The 16,891-nt window shown below is 47.8% G+C and carries 11 protein-coding genes; 4 read left to right on the top strand and 7 right to left on the bottom strand.

The features are described from left to right. Positions 1-10 precede the first annotated feature (10 nt). Together FEN17_RS13385 and FEN17_RS13380 are read right to left on the bottom strand one after the other, a co-directional pair. A complete protein-coding gene (locus FEN17_RS13385) occupies positions 11-1,930 on the bottom strand; it encodes a DUF3857 domain-containing protein (protein WP_138365854.1) in 1,920 nt (639 codons plus the stop codon). A gap of 19 nt (positions 1,931-1,949) precedes the next feature. Continuing rightward, on the bottom strand, positions 1,950-3,980 hold the full coding sequence (locus FEN17_RS13380; protein WP_138365853.1) for a DUF3858 domain-containing protein: 2,031 nt from the start codon (positions 3,978-3,980) through the stop codon (positions 1,950-1,952). A gap of 232 nt (positions 3,981-4,212) precedes the next feature. Between FEN17_RS13380 and FEN17_RS13375 the strand changes: the two genes are divergently transcribed. From FEN17_RS13375 to FEN17_RS13360, 4 genes are all read left to right on the top strand, one after another. Next, positions 4,213-5,304, top strand: a complete 1,092-nt coding sequence (locus tag FEN17_RS13375; RefSeq protein ID WP_138365852.1) for a Gfo/Idh/MocA family protein — start codon at positions 4,213-4,215, stop codon at positions 5,302-5,304. Between the two features lie 631 nt (positions 5,305-5,935). Continuing rightward, positions 5,936-9,163 (top strand): SusC/RagA family TonB-linked outer membrane protein, encoded by a 3,228-nt coding sequence (locus FEN17_RS13370; protein WP_138365851.1) that lies wholly within the window; start codon positions 5,936-5,938, stop codon positions 9,161-9,163. Between the two features lie 39 nt (positions 9,164-9,202). Beyond that, positions 9,203-10,777, top strand: coding sequence for a RagB/SusD family nutrient uptake outer membrane protein (locus FEN17_RS13365; protein WP_138365850.1), 1,575 nt, complete (start codon positions 9,203-9,205; stop codon positions 10,775-10,777). 129 nt (positions 10,778-10,906) lie between these two features. After that, positions 10,907-12,961, top strand: a complete 2,055-nt coding sequence (locus FEN17_RS13360) for a sialate O-acetylesterase (protein WP_138365849.1) — start codon at positions 10,907-10,909, stop codon at positions 12,959-12,961. Positions 12,962-13,017: 56 nt separating this feature from the next. On the opposite strand, the gene FEN17_RS13355 is transcribed toward FEN17_RS13360, so the two are convergent. From FEN17_RS13355 to FEN17_RS13335, 5 genes are all read right to left on the bottom strand, one after another. Beyond that, positions 13,018-13,797, bottom strand: coding sequence for a TIGR00266 family protein (locus tag FEN17_RS13355; protein WP_138365848.1), 780 nt, complete (start codon positions 13,795-13,797; stop codon positions 13,018-13,020). Between the two features lie 59 nt (positions 13,798-13,856). Next, positions 13,857-14,111, bottom strand: a complete 255-nt coding sequence (locus tag FEN17_RS13350; protein WP_138365847.1) for a hypothetical protein — start codon at positions 14,109-14,111, stop codon at positions 13,857-13,859. A 75-nt stretch (positions 14,112-14,186) separates the two neighbouring features. Continuing rightward, positions 14,187-15,737, bottom strand: coding sequence for a glutamate--tRNA ligase (gene gltX / locus FEN17_RS13345; RefSeq protein ID WP_138365846.1), 1,551 nt, complete (start codon positions 15,735-15,737; stop codon positions 14,187-14,189). Positions 15,738-15,946: 209 nt separating this feature from the next. Next, positions 15,947-16,315, bottom strand: a complete 369-nt coding sequence (locus FEN17_RS13340) for a Rid family detoxifying hydrolase (RefSeq protein WP_138365845.1) — start codon at positions 16,313-16,315, stop codon at positions 15,947-15,949. Positions 16,316-16,372: 57 nt separating this feature from the next. Further along, positions 16,373-16,888 (bottom strand): acyl-CoA thioesterase, encoded by a 516-nt coding sequence (locus FEN17_RS13335; RefSeq protein ID WP_138365844.1) that lies wholly within the window; start codon positions 16,886-16,888, stop codon positions 16,373-16,375. Positions 16,889-16,891: the final 3 nt, after the last annotated feature.

Genomic DNA, 16,891 nt, shown 5'->3' with positions numbered 1-16,891 from the left:
GGTTTTAAGACTATGGCTTGTTTTCAACAAATACAACCTGGGTGCGGTCGGCTTTTCTGATCTTTTTCAAAAAATCAACCCACGCCGGAAAATCGGAGGAAGGATACCTGCCGCCGGTCATAACCACGCTCCTGTAACATACGAGGCGGTTGTTGTCCAAAACTGCCTTCATTTCATAAGTACCAAATGCGGAGCTGACTTTCACGGCGGGCAATGTAGTTTCCAATTTGTAGTTGGCCGGAACATGGTAGGCCATCGTGTCCAAATCGGTAAAATTGTAATCCGAAAGCGGCAGGTAAAAATCTGTCGGGCGCTCCGAAGATGTCGGCATCTCGATGGTCCGGCTCAGCAGCGCGGGTTTTACAAATAGCCGGGTGCCGGTTTTGGTAGCGCAGTTGCGGACATTCATGGTCAATGTTTCGCGCACGCGGGGCTCGGCTTCGTTTTCTTCTATCAATTCAAAACGCTGTAAATCAAGGCTGGGAAGGTTAATGTGGTTAATAAGCCATTTTTTCTGCTCCTCTTTAGTGGTATTATAAAGTACGGCCTGGCGCATCTCCTGCTGCAAACCGGCGTAGCGCACCTGCACTTCAATCTGCCCGGTACCGTTTTCTTCCAGATTGACACTGGCCTTGCTGCTCCTGACATTTTGCTGCGACTTGTAACCCGGCGTCGCCACCAGCTTGCCGCCCTCCGGCATCACCAGCAAAGCATACCTTCCACCCGTGAATGTTCCGAGAAAATTGGGCTTGGCCGTCTGGCTCGTACATTCCAGCCACATGGTATCTTTTGCCAAAACCGCGCAGGCAATGACGTGGTTAAATTGGTTGCTGGGGAAATCCGCCATGATCTTCTCTTCCTCGCCTGCTTTTATCAGCGCCGGGTGACATTTGATGCCGGCCGTACGCAAGGCAGCCAGGGTAAAATTGGTCAATGCCTTACAATCTCCGTAACCCTTGCCGGCCACCGTCATCGCATCTATCGTCTGCCAGCCGCCGATCCCCAGCTGAATGCTCACATATCGCGACTTCGCCTGCATCCATTTATAGATCGCCTCCACTTTTGCCCGGTCAGTTTTCAGGTTTTTGACCAATGTTTTGATCTCCTCCACCGTCGCCGCCGGCAGCGCATCACGGCCTGCATTTAATGTATAGTAAAACTTACCCATATCTTCCCAGGAGTTAAAGTTACCCTGGTAACCCTGGATCTCGAAGTCGGAAGGTGCGGTGAGGACGAGGGGCTCACCATCGATTTGCGGAAGCGGATATTCGTCAGTCTGATCATCGGCAGGCAGATTTGCGATGCTCCATTCATAAACTTGTGATCCGGAAGCAGGTGATTTCTTCACCGGCGGCGCACCATTTTTTTCTTTATACCGGAATGCGAAACCTTCGGGCGCTTTGATCTTGAATATGGCCGATTCAATGGCTGTACCCTCTTTTTTCCCGGCACTCCACTTGGGATAAAACATCATATTCCGGTCGACCGTCTCGTAGCTGAATTCAATTGTATACGGATAGGTAAATGCCTTCTCTCCAAACTGGGCCTGCTTCATCCTGGCGTCAGTGATGGCATCGCTATACAAACCCAGGCCGAAATCCTGGATGTCCGTCGTTTTCAATTTTTTGAGCAGCTTGCCATTTGCGTCGTACAGTTTTCCTTCAATGTCCTTGATTTTGGTAAACTGATCGTACCCCACATACAGGCTGCGGTAGCGTTCCTCTCCACTTTCGTCGAAAATAGTCACAATCAAATGTGTACTCAGCCGACCTTCCGCTTTTGATTTGATCTCCCATTCCAACTCACTGAGACGGATCACCGCATGAGCGCCTTTCAAGAGCTCCGGCTTGATTTTGCCGACACTTAAATCCTGGTCCGCTTTTGCCAGAAAGGGATATAAAAACAGGAGTATTATTAATCTGACAGGCATTGTTCCAGAATGTTAAATGCTATTTTTTCTTGATAACCAGCGGCTGCGCATGCTTTGTCACGACGCGGTCAAAAAACTCTTTCAGGTCGTGGTACTCTTCCGGCAGGAATTTGATTTTATTGATACTTACCTTGCTCGTCACCTGGATCACATTCCCATCCTGTTTGGCCTGGTACAGAAACCGCGCAGAATTTCCCGGAAGCGTGATCACTTCTGCCTTCGGCATTTCCTCGATAAAATAACCCTCAGGCAGCCTGAATGTTCCGATGAAAGAAGTGGCAACCAAAGTGGTGAAGTCCAGCGGATAGATGCGCTCCGACGATTTGAGTGGATTTTCCTTCATTTTTCCGGCGGTGATCGGGTCAAAATAATAGGTTCCGGGTGACATACTCTCGCTTTCCGTCTCAAACTCACATTTCACACTGACAGGCGCGTCCAGCTTTTCGGTCTTATTAGAAACTGTCAAATTTTTAATGCTCCATTCCGAAAATTCCTTTTGAAAAGCTTCCAAATACTTTTTGTCAGGCTCGGACGCAAAATCTTCCCGCCAATCCAGCGCCTCGTAACCACCCAGTGACGCACTGTATTTGCCTTTCAATTTACCATCTTCCGGCAAAAACTCAGCATCGACCATCACAAGCGTGCTATTGGCATCTTTTGGAATAATGTCAATAAAATGCCCTTGATAAACCTTGGGAATGACCCTCCCGAAACCATTCAGCGCATATTCAGGCAACACACCGGGCCGGGCAAATTTCTGGGTGGCGTCGAGCAGATAGGCCACGCTGTCTACCATGACCCGGGCGATCACGTAATTAAAGTTTTCCAATGTCGGGAAATCCTTGAACACTTTTCCGTGGCTGCGCGTACTCAAAACCACAGGATCACAATCCAGGCCGGCTTTTCTCAACAAATTGATCAGCAATAAATTAACCGCTGCTGAATTTCCTTTCCGGTTCTGGTAAGCCTTTTTAATGTCGGAAGCCGGCATGAGGGCTACTCCCTCGTCCCACTTCATGGTTTTTTGAATGTAAGAATACCCCACATTCATTTTGTCTTTGGGGCTGGCTGCATTGTCCAGCAATTGTTCAGGGATTTCTTTTCCAAAAACCGGCGCATTGATTTCTTCTCCAAAAAGTGCCGCCTTCCTGAACTTCCAATCGATCTGGTCCCAGGTACCGGCAAATTCTTCACCGATAAATCCAGCAATCTTGTAAGCCGAAGGTTCAAAACTTACTTTCGAAATGTAGTCGTCAGAGGTTGTAATAAAAGGTTCATTAACAAATGCCGGTGCATCCTTCACTACCAGTCGGTAGGAAGTACTTTTTCCTTCCAACATTTTCAATCCAAATTTCATGTCCACTACCTCCGATTCGTTGATATAAAAAGGAAGGTATCCGCCGAACGTAATGTGGTATTCTATAAATGAGGGAATTGTTACTTTGTACTCACTCCACTGAATTGGTATGGATCCCTGAAAAGGCCAGGCTTTGGGAGTAGCACTTACTAGGAAGGGCGTGAAGCGGGTGTATGAATATTCGATCACGGAGCCCTTTTTAACATTGGGTAAGTTAAACTTCCGGGTCAGGTAACCTTCTGCAGATTTTTCCGTTTGAATAGTACTTTGATCCAGCTTCGTGGTAACAATTTCATTTCCATCCAGGTTATAAACAACACCTGAAATGTCATCCAGCTTTTCTTTGGCTCCTGTTTTTGCACCTTCATAATAGGTCAATAAAATATTGCCCTGATCCAGCCCCGACTCTTTAAAGATCTTGATCCTGGCCCAGATCTTCGTTTTGATAAATATCCCCCGGTTTGCTTCATAACCAAATGTGGTTTCTCCATAATCATATAAAAACATGGCATCTGCTGAACTGTCGCCCGGGCAAACTTTCATTTGAAGAGAAGCCTTGTCAATAACCCCAAAAGTCGGCTTGATATCTTCCTGCGCCAAGACACGGAATGTGCAGGACACAAGAAGAAGTAAGGTGAGCGTGCGTAAAAGCACCATGCGCAGTTGCCCGCGCTGAGGGTAAAGTGTAAGCATGAATTGGTTTGATGAGGAGTAAAAAAGCGACCGTCGCCGCGACTACATATTTGCAGAATTAATTGGAATTTCAAAGTGTGATTTGTAACCATCTGTGATTTTTTTTCACGGAAAAATGCCTTTCCCTGAAAACAGATTAAAATCCCTAATTTTGAAACACAAACACCGTATCTGGCTGTTGTTTGAATGTCTGTTCCTGCTAACCCGGAATCTTTAACATTATCTAATTACTATGTCATCTTTTGAAAATGAAAGCCCGATTCGGGTATTGGTGGTGGGCTGTGGCAACATGGGCGCTTCCCATGCATTTGCTTACCAGCTGATCGACGGTTTCGAAATCTGCGGGATCGTATCGACCGGTAAAAGCAAAGAAGTACTAAACGAAAAGCTGGGCGGCGGTTACAGCCTTTTCAGCGATTACGACACAGCACTGGCTGAAACCAAACCGGATGCAGTATGTATCTCGACTTACCCGGATACCCACGAGGAATTTGCCGTGAAAGCTTTGCAAAGCGGCGCGCACGTGTTCATCGAAAAACCGCTGGCGGATACCGTCGAAGGTGCGAAGCGTGTCGTGGAAGCTGCGATAGCGGCCAATAAAAAAGTGGTTGTCGGCTACATTTTGCGGGTGCATCCTTCCTGGGAGCGTTTCGTGACCGAGGCGCAGGGACTTGGCAAGCCGCTCGTGATGCGGATGAACCTCAACCAGCAGAGCCACGGCTATATGTGGGGCGTGCACCGGAATTTGATGAAAAGCCTTAGCCCGATCGTAGACTGCGGCGTGCATTATATTGATGTGATGTGCCAGATGACCCGCTCGAAACCGCTTCGTGTGAATGCGATCGGTGCGCGGATGACGGAGGACATTCCGGCAGGAAATTATAACTACGGCCAGCTGCAGATCTGGTTTGAAGACGGCTCGGTGGGCTGGTACGAAGCAGGCTGGGGACCGATGATCAGCGAGACTGCCTTTTTCGTGAAAGATGTGATCGGGCCGAAAGGTTCTGCGTCGATTGTGGCGAAGGATGCAGGCGGCAGCGGCAAGTCTTCTTCGGTGGAAGCACATACTAAAACGGAGTCGATCCGCGTGCACCATGCTGAGCTGAACGACCAGGATGAGTTTGTGCATGAAGACACCTGGATCAACCTCGAAGATGAACCGGACCACCAGGAATTGTGCAATCGCGAGCAGCGGTACTTCCTGAAAGCTGTACGTGAAAATCTCGACCTGACCGATCATTTGCAGGATGCGGTGATGAGCTTGTCGATCGCATTTGCCTGCGACGAATCTGTCCGCACCGGCCGCACAGTTGACTTGGTTTAAACCGCATTTTGTCACCTTTGGGTACAATTCGACATATTATTTTATCAAAAAGTAATACAGAATTAACCTGAATTATTTTGCTAAAACGATAAAGCCACTTTGCCCTTCGGGGACAAAGTGGCTTTTTTTGGTTTAAATAGAATCGTAATCAGCTGATTTATAGACGTTAAGCACCTATGTTAAGCATATATTATGCAAACGTTTGCACAAATAATTATGTTTTTTACAGTTACATATTTAAAATTTATTGTTAAATATTATAATATTGCAACGCATTTTTAAGGCTTTATAAAAACTCCCGACTGACACCATAATTTTTTGACCCTCTGATAACCGGCTTACTACATACCCAACTAAGCCATCGAAACGACCCGCGTCATAAAAATGTGCTATTACTAATGCTTTGATCAAAAACAAGAACTGAACATCCGCCTGCTTTTAAAGTATGTTCGAACATCATTGTGACTCAATCTCAATAGGAATAAATAAATATATCTTATCATTATTTTTTAACTACTCGCTTAACAATCTGATCACCCTTAAACATTTGCCTATGACCAAAGAATGACCTGACCTGTGCGCACAGTCCATGCTGTGAAAGAAGAAATTTTACTACTCTAACCGACTTTAAATGAAAATTACCGATACCAACCAATGGTTGTTCCGCTTGCGGGGCATCCGAAATTCTCTATTACTCCTGCCCGCGCTCTCGTGCTCTTTTGTGGCAGTCGCTAGTAATAAACCAGACTTCGAAGCTACCTTCATCCGGGTAGATAAAACAATTAAAGGCAAGATCACTGACAAGGAAAACAACGAAGGTCTTCCAGGCGTAAACGTTGTGGTGAAAGGTACCAGCGTAGGTACAACTACCGACGGATCAGGAAATTACACCCTTTCCGTACCCGATGCAGGCGGCGTGCTGGTATTCAGCTTTGTGGGTTATATAGGCCAGGAAGTTGAAATTGGAAACCGTACTACATTGGATGTAGCGCTGGTATCTGATTCAAAAGCGCTGAGCGAAGTAGTCGTAATCGGTTACGGTACAGCGAAGAAATCGGATTTGACAGGATCTGTGGGTTCTGTGAAAGAAGATCAGCTGAAAGAGCGTCCGGCGCCTTCTCTGAACCAGGCATTGCAGGGTAAAATTTCCGGTGTGCAGGTAAACGTGAACTCGGGTCGTCCGGGTGGCCGTGCCAACGTGCGTATCCGTGGTTTCAGCTCCATCAACTCTTCCAACAACCCGCTTTACGTGGTGGATGGTGTAATGCTTCCGCAAGGAAACCAGAACCAGCAAAGCCAGGCGATCGACTACATCAACCCGAACGATATCGTTTCCGTTGAGGTATTGAAAGATGCTTCTTCCACAGCGATTTACGGTGCGAGAGGTGCGAATGGTGTTATTTTGGTTACGACTAAAAAAGGAAAAGCGGGCGAAAGCACCATTACTTACGGTCTTGACCTGAGCGTTCCTTTCACTGGTCCGCAGAGAGCTGAAACTTTGAATGCAAGAGAATATCTGGCAGTAGAAGATCTGGCTTATGCCAACATTAAAAAATATGACCCGGCTGGCTGGGCATCAGGCAAATATGCGCCACAAGATCCGAAAGTGCGCCGCGCTGCTTTGAATGCTGCTCACCCGGATGTATTCTCGGTGGATGCTGCGGGTAACTTTATCCCGAACTACGATACCAACTGGTGGGACGAATCGATCCAGCACAAAGTGGGCCAAAACCATCAGCTGGGTTTCAGCGGCGGTAACAGCAAAACCACTTACTCGCTGTCGCTGAACTACCGTGACGACCAGGGTTTGATCAAAACTTCATACATGAAGCGTTACGCAACCCGCTTGACGGTAGACGATCAGGTGAAAAAATGGATGCGCATCGGAGGTACATTGAGCTACAACAACCAGGCTGAAAACCTTGTCGATATCAATGATGCTGTACCTCGCCAGATGGTGGAGGATTTTCCTTTCCTTCCTGTAAAATATCCTGACGGAACTTACGCCAACAACCGCGATTATCCACAGGCTGAGGGTTCTTTCAGCTCGGTACACCGTTTGATGGGCCGTAAATACAACCAGAATACGCAAACTACATTGGGTAGCCTTTATGCGAACCTTACTCTGGCGCCGGGATTGGAATTCCGCTCGGTACTGGGTGTGAACGTGCTGACGCAGGAGTACAACGAGTCGCAGACCCGCACATTGGCGATCAGCGAATTCGGTACTGCTGGAAAAGCAAGCCGCAAAGAGACTTTCTGGTCGTTTGAAAACTATTTGACTTATAACAAAACATTCGGCGGCATTCACTCGCTGACTGCTTTGGCGGGTATTTCGTGGCAGGAAACGAACATTGCTACTACTGGTGCAAGCGTTCGCAACTTCTCTACCGATTATTTTAATTTCAATAACCTGGGTGCAGGTGCTACCCTGCCAAGTGTTGCTTCCGGTGCTTCAAGGTTTGCGTTCAACTCGTACTTCGGTCGTTTGAACTATACATTGAAAGAAAAATACCTTCTGACATTCACAGGACGTGCGGATGGTTCTTCCAAATTTGGTGAAAACCACAAGTTTGCGTTCTTCCCATCTGCTGCCTTGGCGTGGAAAGTGTCTGACGAGGAATTCCTGAAATCGAATACATTGATCTCCAATTTGAAAATCCGTACCAGCTACGGTTTGACAGGTAACTCGGAAATTCCTCCGTACTCATCTTTGTCACTGCTTAGCGCCAACTACGCAACGATTTACAGCGATACCCGCGCAAACGGAACTGGTATCAACAGATTGGCAAACCCTGATTTGAAATGGGAAAAAACAGCTCAGACAGATGCCGGTCTTGAAATCAGTATCCTGAAAGGACGTGTTTCTCTGGAGGCAGATTACTATTACAGAAAGACTACTGACATGCTTCTGGATGCGCCGGTACCACGTACCAGCGGTTATGCTGTAATCCGTAAGAACATTGGTTCGATGGAAAACAAAGGTTTTGAATTTGCTTTGAACACGACCAACATCGAGCGTCAGAACTTCTCATGGACTACCAGCTTCAACATTTCTTTCAACAGAAGCAAAGTATTGTCGCTGGCTACACCATCTGACATCTTCGGCGTGGGTGGTCCTGGTATCACCAACCAAACCAGCGTTATCCGTATCGGCCAGCCAGCTGGTGCATTCTGGGGCTTGACCCGCCTGGGAACATGGAGCGAAGCTGAAAGAGATCAGGCTGCGAAATTCACCAGCTACCGTAACAACCTTACTATGCTGCCAGGTGATATCAAGTACAAAGATTTCAACGGCGACGGCGCGATCACAGATGCTGACCGTACCATTATCGGTAATGGTAGCCCAAAAGGCTGGGGAACATTGGCGAACACAGTTCGTTATGGCAACTTCGACCTGACGCTTGACCTGCAATTCTCATACGGAAACGACGTGATGGATATGAACCTGCACGCTTCTGAAGACCGCGTTTCTATCGCGAACAGCTACAAAACAGTATTGGGCGCATGGACTCCTGAAAACCAGAATTCACAAATTGCTGAGATCCGCGAAACTCGCGCTGGTTATGTAACCAACGTGGATACGCACTGGATTTTCGACGGTTCATTCCTGCGCGGAAGAAACTTGCTGCTAGGCTACAACTTCCCTGCCGACATGATCAGCAAGATCAAACTGAGCAAACTGAGACTGTATGTTTCTGCACAGAACTTCTTCCTGCTTTCGCCTTACAAACTGGGTGATCCTGAGGCTACGCCAATTCGCGGTGGTGATTCCGACAACGTCTTTTCACAAGGTATGATCTGGCACGGATATCCAAAACCAACGGTATTTATGGGTGGTTTGCAGATCGCATTCTAAGGTTTGGACATTTAAAATAATTTGAAAAAAATATTGATTATGAGGCTATTAAATATAAAGAAATTCGGTACGGCGATCCTTTTCGGCGCGATCCTGCTGGGACCTACCAGCTGCTCCGACTTCCTGGACGAGCAAGATCCGTCCAACCTTACCCCGGAGAGCTACTATACCATTCCTGACCACGCGGAAGCGGCAGTAGCTGCAACTTATGCAGGTATGCGTTTCTACGGTGATGGTGCGGGTATCTTCTCCGCCAACTGGCAAATGCTGGAAGCGGTAACAGGTACGGCTACGACTGAAACCGGTCAGAACTCCGATTTGAACAACTTGTACTCACTGACTTACGATGGTAATACAGGACACATTGTAAACTGGTGGAACGGTTTGTACCGGATGATCGCGAATGCTAACCTGGCGATTGAAAAAATCCCGACGATCGATTTCCGTGCCCCGGCAACTGAGGCGCAGAAAACAAAATTGATTGGCGAAGCACGTTTCCTGCGTGCATGGGCCTATTTCTATGCCGTACGTCTTTGGGGCGATGTGCCTTTGGTGACTAAACCACAAACTGCGACATCCGAAGATTTCTTTGCAAAAAGAACGCCTCAGGAAGAAGTGTATAACTTTATCGTGGAAGACCTGAAAGCTGCCGAAACTGCTGGCCTACCAGTATTTGAAACAACTGGCCGCGCGCACCAGATGGCTGTAAAAGCACTTTTATCGAAGGTATACCTGACGATGGCAGGATTCCCGCTGAGCAAAGGCGCTTCACATTACAAGCTGGCTGCTGACAAAGCGCTTGAAGTAATCACTTACTCAAAAGCGAACCCTACTACCGTGAACCTGTTCCCTACTTACCTGGACATTCACACGGAATCACAGAAAAACAAATTGGAACATTTGCTCCAAATTCAGTACAATGTGGCAGTAGCAGGTTTCCCGCTGAACGATTACTTCCCGAACTTTAAGGCGGTGACCTACTCAGGTCCTGGTGGAACAGGAAGCACAATCCCTACGCTTTCTTTCTACAACTCATTTGATGACAAGGATTTGCGTAAAAAAGATCAGGAAGGCTGGTTCTACACGACGTATTATACCAACGGAAATGGTGCGAAGTTTGACCTGGGTGCGCCTTACGTGTTCAAACACTTCAACCAGCAGGCGTTGGGCGGACCGGGCATTACCCCTACCCGCAACAACAACCTGAATGTGAATCTGATCCGTTTCGCGGAAGTACTTTTGATCTATGCAGAAGCACAAAATGAAGTAGGCGGCCCAAGCGCAGAAGTTTACGACGCTTACAAAAGAATCCGCGACCGTGCGAAGCTGACTACACCTGCACAGGCAACGTTCACTCAGGCAACATTGCGTGAGGCGATCTGGCGTGAGCGCTGGTACGAGTTCTGCTACGAAGGAATTACCTGGTTTGACATGGTCCGCCTGCGTAAGGTGTTCAATGAAAAAACAAAAGGTTTTGACAATTTCGTAGGTCACCTGAACTTGAACGTAGGTGCTGGTGTGGCTTTGCAGGAAAAACATTTGCTGTTCCCGCTGGGTATCCAGGAAATGAAAAACAATCCGGGCCTGACTCCTCAGAACCCAGGTTATAATTAAGAATCATTGTTAAGTCTGACAAGCCGGCCGGAAAGCATTTGCAATCCGGCCGGCTTTTTTTAATGTGTCTCAGGCAGGTTTTAACATTGATTTGGGCTAAATTGGAATGTTCCTGAAAGCAGTGGGTTTATGGCAGCGCGAACATTGAAAAACTTCATCCAACATTACTTTCACAAACAGGGCAGCTGGCTGGCGCTGATCTTGTGCTCGTTTTATAGCACCGCCTATTCGCAGCTCAGCATTCAATCGCCGGTCAATAACCAGGTGATGCAGCGGGATACCGCCGGGTTCGCGACGCTTCCGGTGACGGCTTATGCCCGTTTTCCCTACATTAAAATAAAAGCCAGCCTCACGCCGATTGAAGGCAATGTATATCAACCCAAAGAATGGCTTTTTGAAGAAGACCAGCTGCTGCAAGGATTTCTGACTAATTCATTTAAATTAAAAACCGGTTGGTACAAGCTCACATTAACTGGCTACACCGATCTGGGAATTACGGATTCGGTGACGGTGCCGCGGGTTGGTGTCGGGGAGGTTTTCCTGATAGCGGGCAATTCCAATGCGATGGGCCTGCCCGGGCTGGGTTCCAAAGATGCGTCGGACAATGTTGTTTCTTTTAATGCTGTTAATAAAACCCTTAATGCTGAAAACATTACGGTCGCGCCAGATGGGCCGATGCCGCTGCCGACATTTAGTCCGCTGAAAAAGGATCATGCGATATTTCCGAGCGGTGAAGTGTCGTGGTACTGGGCGGAACTGGGCGATATGCTTTCTAAAAAATGGCATGTGCCGGTACTTTTTTTCAATGCAGCCTGGGCGGCGGCGAATGCTGAAAACTATGCAGACACTTCTTCCGGCAAGGACGCACTAAACATTTACGTCGGGAAAACCTGGCCCAATCGCCAGCCTTACAGCAACATTGTGAATGCAATCCGCTACCTGACTTCGCAGACCGGGATTCGCGCGATATTCTGGTCGCATGGTGAAAACGACGGGCAGCTGAAAGTGACGGAGGATGATTATTTCAATGATATCAAAACATTAATTGAAAACAGCCGGAAGGATACCGGCTATAACATTCCCTGGTTTATCGCGCAAAATTCTGCGAGTAATCAGCTTAAAGGAATTTACCAGCCGGTGCTGAATGCGCAGGCCAGGTTGGCAGCGATCAAGAATTTCAACACATTCAAAGGTCCTTATCTCGATACGATTCAGATGCCGCGGCCCAGTTCCGAGCATTTCGAGAACATTACCGGCGGTATCCAGGGACTAACATTAGCCGCCACGGCCTGGAACCGCGTACTGCCGGATTCTTTATTGAAAAAAGTAATCCCGACGCTTCCCGGATTTGACATTCATACCGGCATCACCCCTGCCCGACTCTTCCCCGGCGCTACTTTTCAGCTACCGTATTTTTTTAGTGGAGATCTTGCAGAAAAAACTGAAATCCAGGCGGAACTGCATAGAAATGATGGTAACTACGTGGCAACTGTCGGGAAAGGCATCACCAGCCCGATTCAAATAAACATTCCTGAAACCTTGGAAAATGGAAGTTATAAGGTCCGCTTATCTGCGACGAAGCCGGTGCTCCCGGGCAATGCTACTGATTCTTTTTATGTTAATCGTATTTATGATCGCATAGAATTTGTCAACAAAATTGCTGCACGGTTAATCGGGGACAACATTCACATTTCCTGGCTGCTGGCGAATGATCCAACATTGACTAACATTATCCTGCAAAAAACAACCGACGGAGTCAATTACGCAGATTTACAAACATTCGCCGAGCCGCAAAACCAGTCGCAGGTTTATAGGTATACCGATCAGAATCTGGGTGAAAAAGCGATTTTTTACCGGTTAAGATTGGAACATCAAAACGCGAAAGTAACCTACTCGACCGTAGTCACCATTTTCCAAAATGGCGGCCCGGAAGCTTTGACAGCATTCCCGAATCCAACATTCAGCGAACCGAACCAGCAATTTTATTTAAAATCAAAAACCGGGAATCCGCTTCAATGTGCGCTTTTTGATATGACAGGAAAAGAGCATCCAATCTATATTTCCGATCGCGAGGTGATTGGTTTGACAGTGGTGAAGCCGCAGTATCGGTTGCCGACTGGTACTTACATTCTCAGAATCCAGGACGGATCTGAGATTGAGACCCGGCGCATTTTATTCAGGTAAAACAAAAAATGGCAGACACTTTCGCGCCTGCCATTTCTCCATATTGATCTTAAAAATTAATCCTCAAATAAGCTGCCGAGCCCGCCAATCACCGAGCCACTTTCTTTTCTGGCATTTGGCCCCATGACAGACAATCTCTGGATCAGTTTCGAAATCGGCATTGACTGGATCCAGCAGCGGCCGGTACCTCTCAATGTTGCCAGGAACATGCCTTCACCGCCAAAAACCATCGATTTCAATCCACCCGAGCGCTGAATGTCAAAGCTCAGCGACTGCTCGAATGCGACAACGCAGCCCGTATCTACGCGCAATGTTTCATTATTCAATGACCGTTCGATCACCACGCCACCTGCATGCACGAATGCTAGACCGTCACCTTTCAGTTTTTGAAGAATAAAACCTTCGCCACCAAAAAGTCCCGAACCAAAACGCTGATTGAAGTGGATTTTCATGCTGGTACCCATCGCAGCGCACAGGAAACCGTCTTTTTGCACGATGAGCTCATTTCCATAAATCTTGGCAAGGTCGATCGGCATCACGGTTCCGGGATAAGGTGCTGCAAAAGCCACCTTTTTCTTGCCGACGCCACGGTTGGTAAAATGCGTCATAAAGAGTGATTCTCCGGTAATCAGACGTGTTCCCGCCTGGAAAATCTTGCCCATAATGCTCTGGTTCGCTTCCGAGCCATCGCCCATTTTAGTTTCAAACTGGATCCCGTCTTCCATAAAAAGCATGGCGCCCGCTTCCGCGATCACGGTTTCGTTTGGGTCAAGCTCAATTTCCACGACCTGGATATCGTCGCCGATAATTTTGTAATCAATTTCGTGTGAGATCATTTTTTGTCAAGGTTATTTAGTGAATATCAATCAGCGCAAAAATCACTCTCTTTTCGACCCTACTCCTCTTCTTCCTCCTCTTCCCCGGAAGTTTTCTTTTTCTTCCTGGTCTTACGCCCCGGAATATCCTCCCGGTCGCGGAGCTTCTTATCGTCCACATTCTTGTTCAGGAACTCGTTGATCTTGTCCATGTCGAAGCTGGTGGTAATTTCTCCGAAAGAATTGATCTGAATGTCAAATCCGTCGAGGTCTTTGTGGACCCTGGGCTTCTCTGCCGCAGGTTTTGAGGTGTCGCCTTGTTTCTTCTTTGCCATTTGTTCAATGTTTACGAAAATATGCAAATGATCAATCCTGCATGAAAAGATATTGATCCGACGGTTCTAACATTCCTATGCCAGCCGTATTTGGGCTGATAAGCGGCTAAGCGCATTTTCCAGCCTCCTGACCACTTCTTCTTTGCCTAATATTTCCATGATGATCATCAGGTCTGGGCCAGCACCGGCACCGGTCACTGCCAGCCGGAGCGCCTGCATGATTTTTCCCATTTTTATACCCAATGTTTCCATCGTCTTAGAGATCAATTCTTTGATGTCATGCGCCACAAAATCGCCTTCAAAACCGACAAATGCATCTTTCAAACCTGAAATAGCATTCACAGCTTCTTCATTCCATTTTTTGAGTGTCACCTCCGGATCATACGTTTCCGGCGCTTCAAACAAAAACAGCGATTCGGTCACGATTTCTTTGACAAAATGTACGCGGTCTTTGAGCAAATGTACGATCTGGCTCAGCTGCTCATCGGTTAATGCAATGTTCTTTTCCTGATAAAGCGGTTTCAATGAAGATGTTACCTCCGCTTCGCTCAACTGTTTTAAATATTGCTGATTGAACCAGTTGGCCTTCTGAATGTCGAACCTCGCCCCGGCTTTATGCACCCTGTCAAAACTGAATGCGCTGATCAGCTCATCCATACTGAAAATTTCCTGCTCGGTACCCGCATTCCAGCCTAATAATGCAAGAAAGTTGGCCGTAGCGCCGGGCAGGTAACCTTCTTCGCGGAAGCCGCGCGCCTTATCACCCGTATTCGGGTCGGTCCATTCCAGCGGGAAAATTGGGAAGCCGCCGAGGTCAGCATCACGTTTGGAGAGTTTTCCGTTACCGTCGGGTTTCAATAACAATGGTAAATGTGCAAACTGCGGCATGGTGCTTTCCCAGCCGAGATAGCGGTATAATAAAACGTGCATTGGCGCCGAGGGAAGCCATTCTTCGCCCCGGATCACGTGGGTAATGCCCATCAGATGATCGTCGACAATGTTGGCTAAATGGTAAGTTGGCATCCCATCAGATTTCAGCAAAACCTTATCATCGATCTGCGAAGAATGTACTACTACCCAGCCGCGGATCAGGTCATTGAAACGAATATCCTCTTTGGGAGAAATCTTCATCCGGATCACGTACGGATCGCCGCTTGCCAATCGCCCCGCAGTTTCTTCCGCCGACAATGTCAGCGAATTGGTCATTTCCATGCGGGTGATTGCATTGTACTGGGCGGCAGCTACTTTCGCAGCTTCGAGCCTTTTACGCATTTCGTCCAGTTGCTCCGGCGTGTCAAATGCATAGTACGCCTTGCCTTCACGGATCAGTTTTTCAGCATATTCGCGGTACATCGGTTTTCTTTCCGATTGCCGGTAAGGCGCATGCGGCCCACCCTGGTGCGGTCCTTCATCTATCTCGATGCCGAGCCACTGCAATGCTTCCAGAATGTAAGCTTCCGCCCCCGGCACATACCGGTTCTGGTCTGTATCTTCAATACGAAGCAACATTTGGCCACCCTGCTGGCGCGCAAACAAATAATTATATAAAGCGGTACGCACCCCACCCGCATGCAGCGGACCGGTTGGGCTAGGGGCAAAACGTACTCGAACTTGGGGAGTTGACATTGGGCTTCTTGGGAAAAAATTGAAATGAGGGATTTTTTTGTCAGGTACGGTCAGGGATTGTCAAGTGTTGTTTTTTGTCATTAGTAGTCATTGATAGTCATTTATTGTTTCTTTCTTAGTAAGCATAATTTAACAATACCTGACCATACCTGACAACACTTGACTACTAATGACTATAAATGACGACCAATGACCACCAACGACCAAAGTTACTCCACCGCCACCACGCTAATCTCCACATTCACATCCTTCGGCAGGCGTGCTACCTGTACGGTTTCGCGGGCGGGAGGGTTGGTGGTGAAAAAGCTGCCGTAGATTTCATTGACGGCGGCGAAGTCGTTCATGTCGCGGAGGAAAATCGTGGATTTTACCACATGGCCGAAGCCCAGTTTTGCGGCGCCGAGAATGTGACCTATGTTCTGCATTACCATGCCGGTTTCGGCTTTAATGTCTCCCGACGTGGCTAGTTCGGCAGCGATCTGACCGGAGACGTATACGGTTCCGTTTATTTTCACGGCCTGGCTGTACGGACCGATCGGCGCTGGTGCTTTATCTGAAAATATGATTTCTTTCGGCATAGTCATAAAAGAGTTGATCGCGCAAAATTACGAAATGATGGCGTGCCGATTGACTTATCAGCCTTGAAAAAGCGCTTTAAGCTCCGTGGCGTCGGTGGCGCTCATGCGGCCTGCGAGAACCAGCCTGAGCTGGCGGCGACGAAGTGCGCTCAGGTAAAGTTCCTTTTCTTCGTCGGTTTCCGGTTCCAGCGGCGGCACTTCTATGGGGCGACCGTTTTGGTCCACCGCCACAAAAGTATAGAATGCCCGGTTGGTACTTACACGCTGCCCGGCAGGAATATCCTCAGCCCACACTTCCAGAAAAACTTCCATGGAAGAGTTGAATGCACGGGTTACTTTGGCGCGCATCGTCACAATGTTACCTAGCCGGATCGGTTCCGTAAATGAAACATTATCCACCGAAGCCGTCACCACAATGCGGTTGGAATGTTTCTGGGCCGAAATCGCGGCGCAAATGTCCATCCAGTGCAGCAGCCTTCCTCCCATCAGGTTGTTCAATGTGTTGGTATCATTGGGAAGCACCATTTCGGTCATGGTCACTTCGGATTGATGGGGCACTTTTGATTTTAACATAAA

Source organism: Dyadobacter luticola (assembly GCF_005860805.1).
In the GTDB taxonomy this organism is placed as follows: Bacteria; Bacteroidota; Bacteroidia; order Cytophagales; family Spirosomataceae; genus Dyadobacter; species Dyadobacter luticola.
This window is presented reverse-complemented; position numbering and strand designations above follow the sequence as displayed.

Bases quoted from the DNA above. Each gene is read 5' to 3' on its own strand.
- FEN17_RS13385 (WP_138365854.1), bottom strand. From the start codon at position 1,930: ATGCCTGTCAGATTAATAATACTCCTGTTTTTATATCCCTTTCTGGCA.
- FEN17_RS13380 (WP_138365853.1), bottom strand. From the start codon at position 3,980: ATGCTTACACTTTACCCTCAGCGCGGGCAACTGCGCATGGTGCTTTTA.
- FEN17_RS13375 (WP_138365852.1), top strand. From the start codon at position 4,213: ATGTCATCTTTTGAAAATGAAAGCCCGATTCGGGTATTGGTGGTGGGC.
- FEN17_RS13370 (WP_138365851.1), top strand. From the start codon at position 5,936: ATGAAAATTACCGATACCAACCAATGGTTGTTCCGCTTGCGGGGCATC.
- FEN17_RS13365 (WP_138365850.1), top strand. From the start codon at position 9,203: ATGAGGCTATTAAATATAAAGAAATTCGGTACGGCGATCCTTTTCGGC.
- FEN17_RS13360 (WP_138365849.1), top strand. From the start codon at position 10,907: ATGGCAGCGCGAACATTGAAAAACTTCATCCAACATTACTTTCACAAA.
- FEN17_RS13355 (WP_138365848.1), bottom strand. From the start codon at position 13,797: ATGATCTCACACGAAATTGATTACAAAATTATCGGCGACGATATCCAG.
- FEN17_RS13350 (WP_138365847.1), bottom strand. From the start codon at position 14,111: ATGGCAAAGAAGAAACAAGGCGACACCTCAAAACCTGCGGCAGAGAAG.
- gltX (WP_138365846.1), bottom strand. From the start codon at position 15,737: ATGTCAACTCCCCAAGTTCGAGTACGTTTTGCCCCTAGCCCAACCGGT.
- FEN17_RS13340 (WP_138365845.1), bottom strand. From the start codon at position 16,315: ATGCCGAAAGAAATCATATTTTCAGATAAAGCACCAGCGCCGATCGGT.
- FEN17_RS13335 (WP_138365844.1), bottom strand. From the start codon at position 16,888: ATGTTAAAATCAAAAGTGCCCCATCAATCCGAAGTGACCATGACCGAA.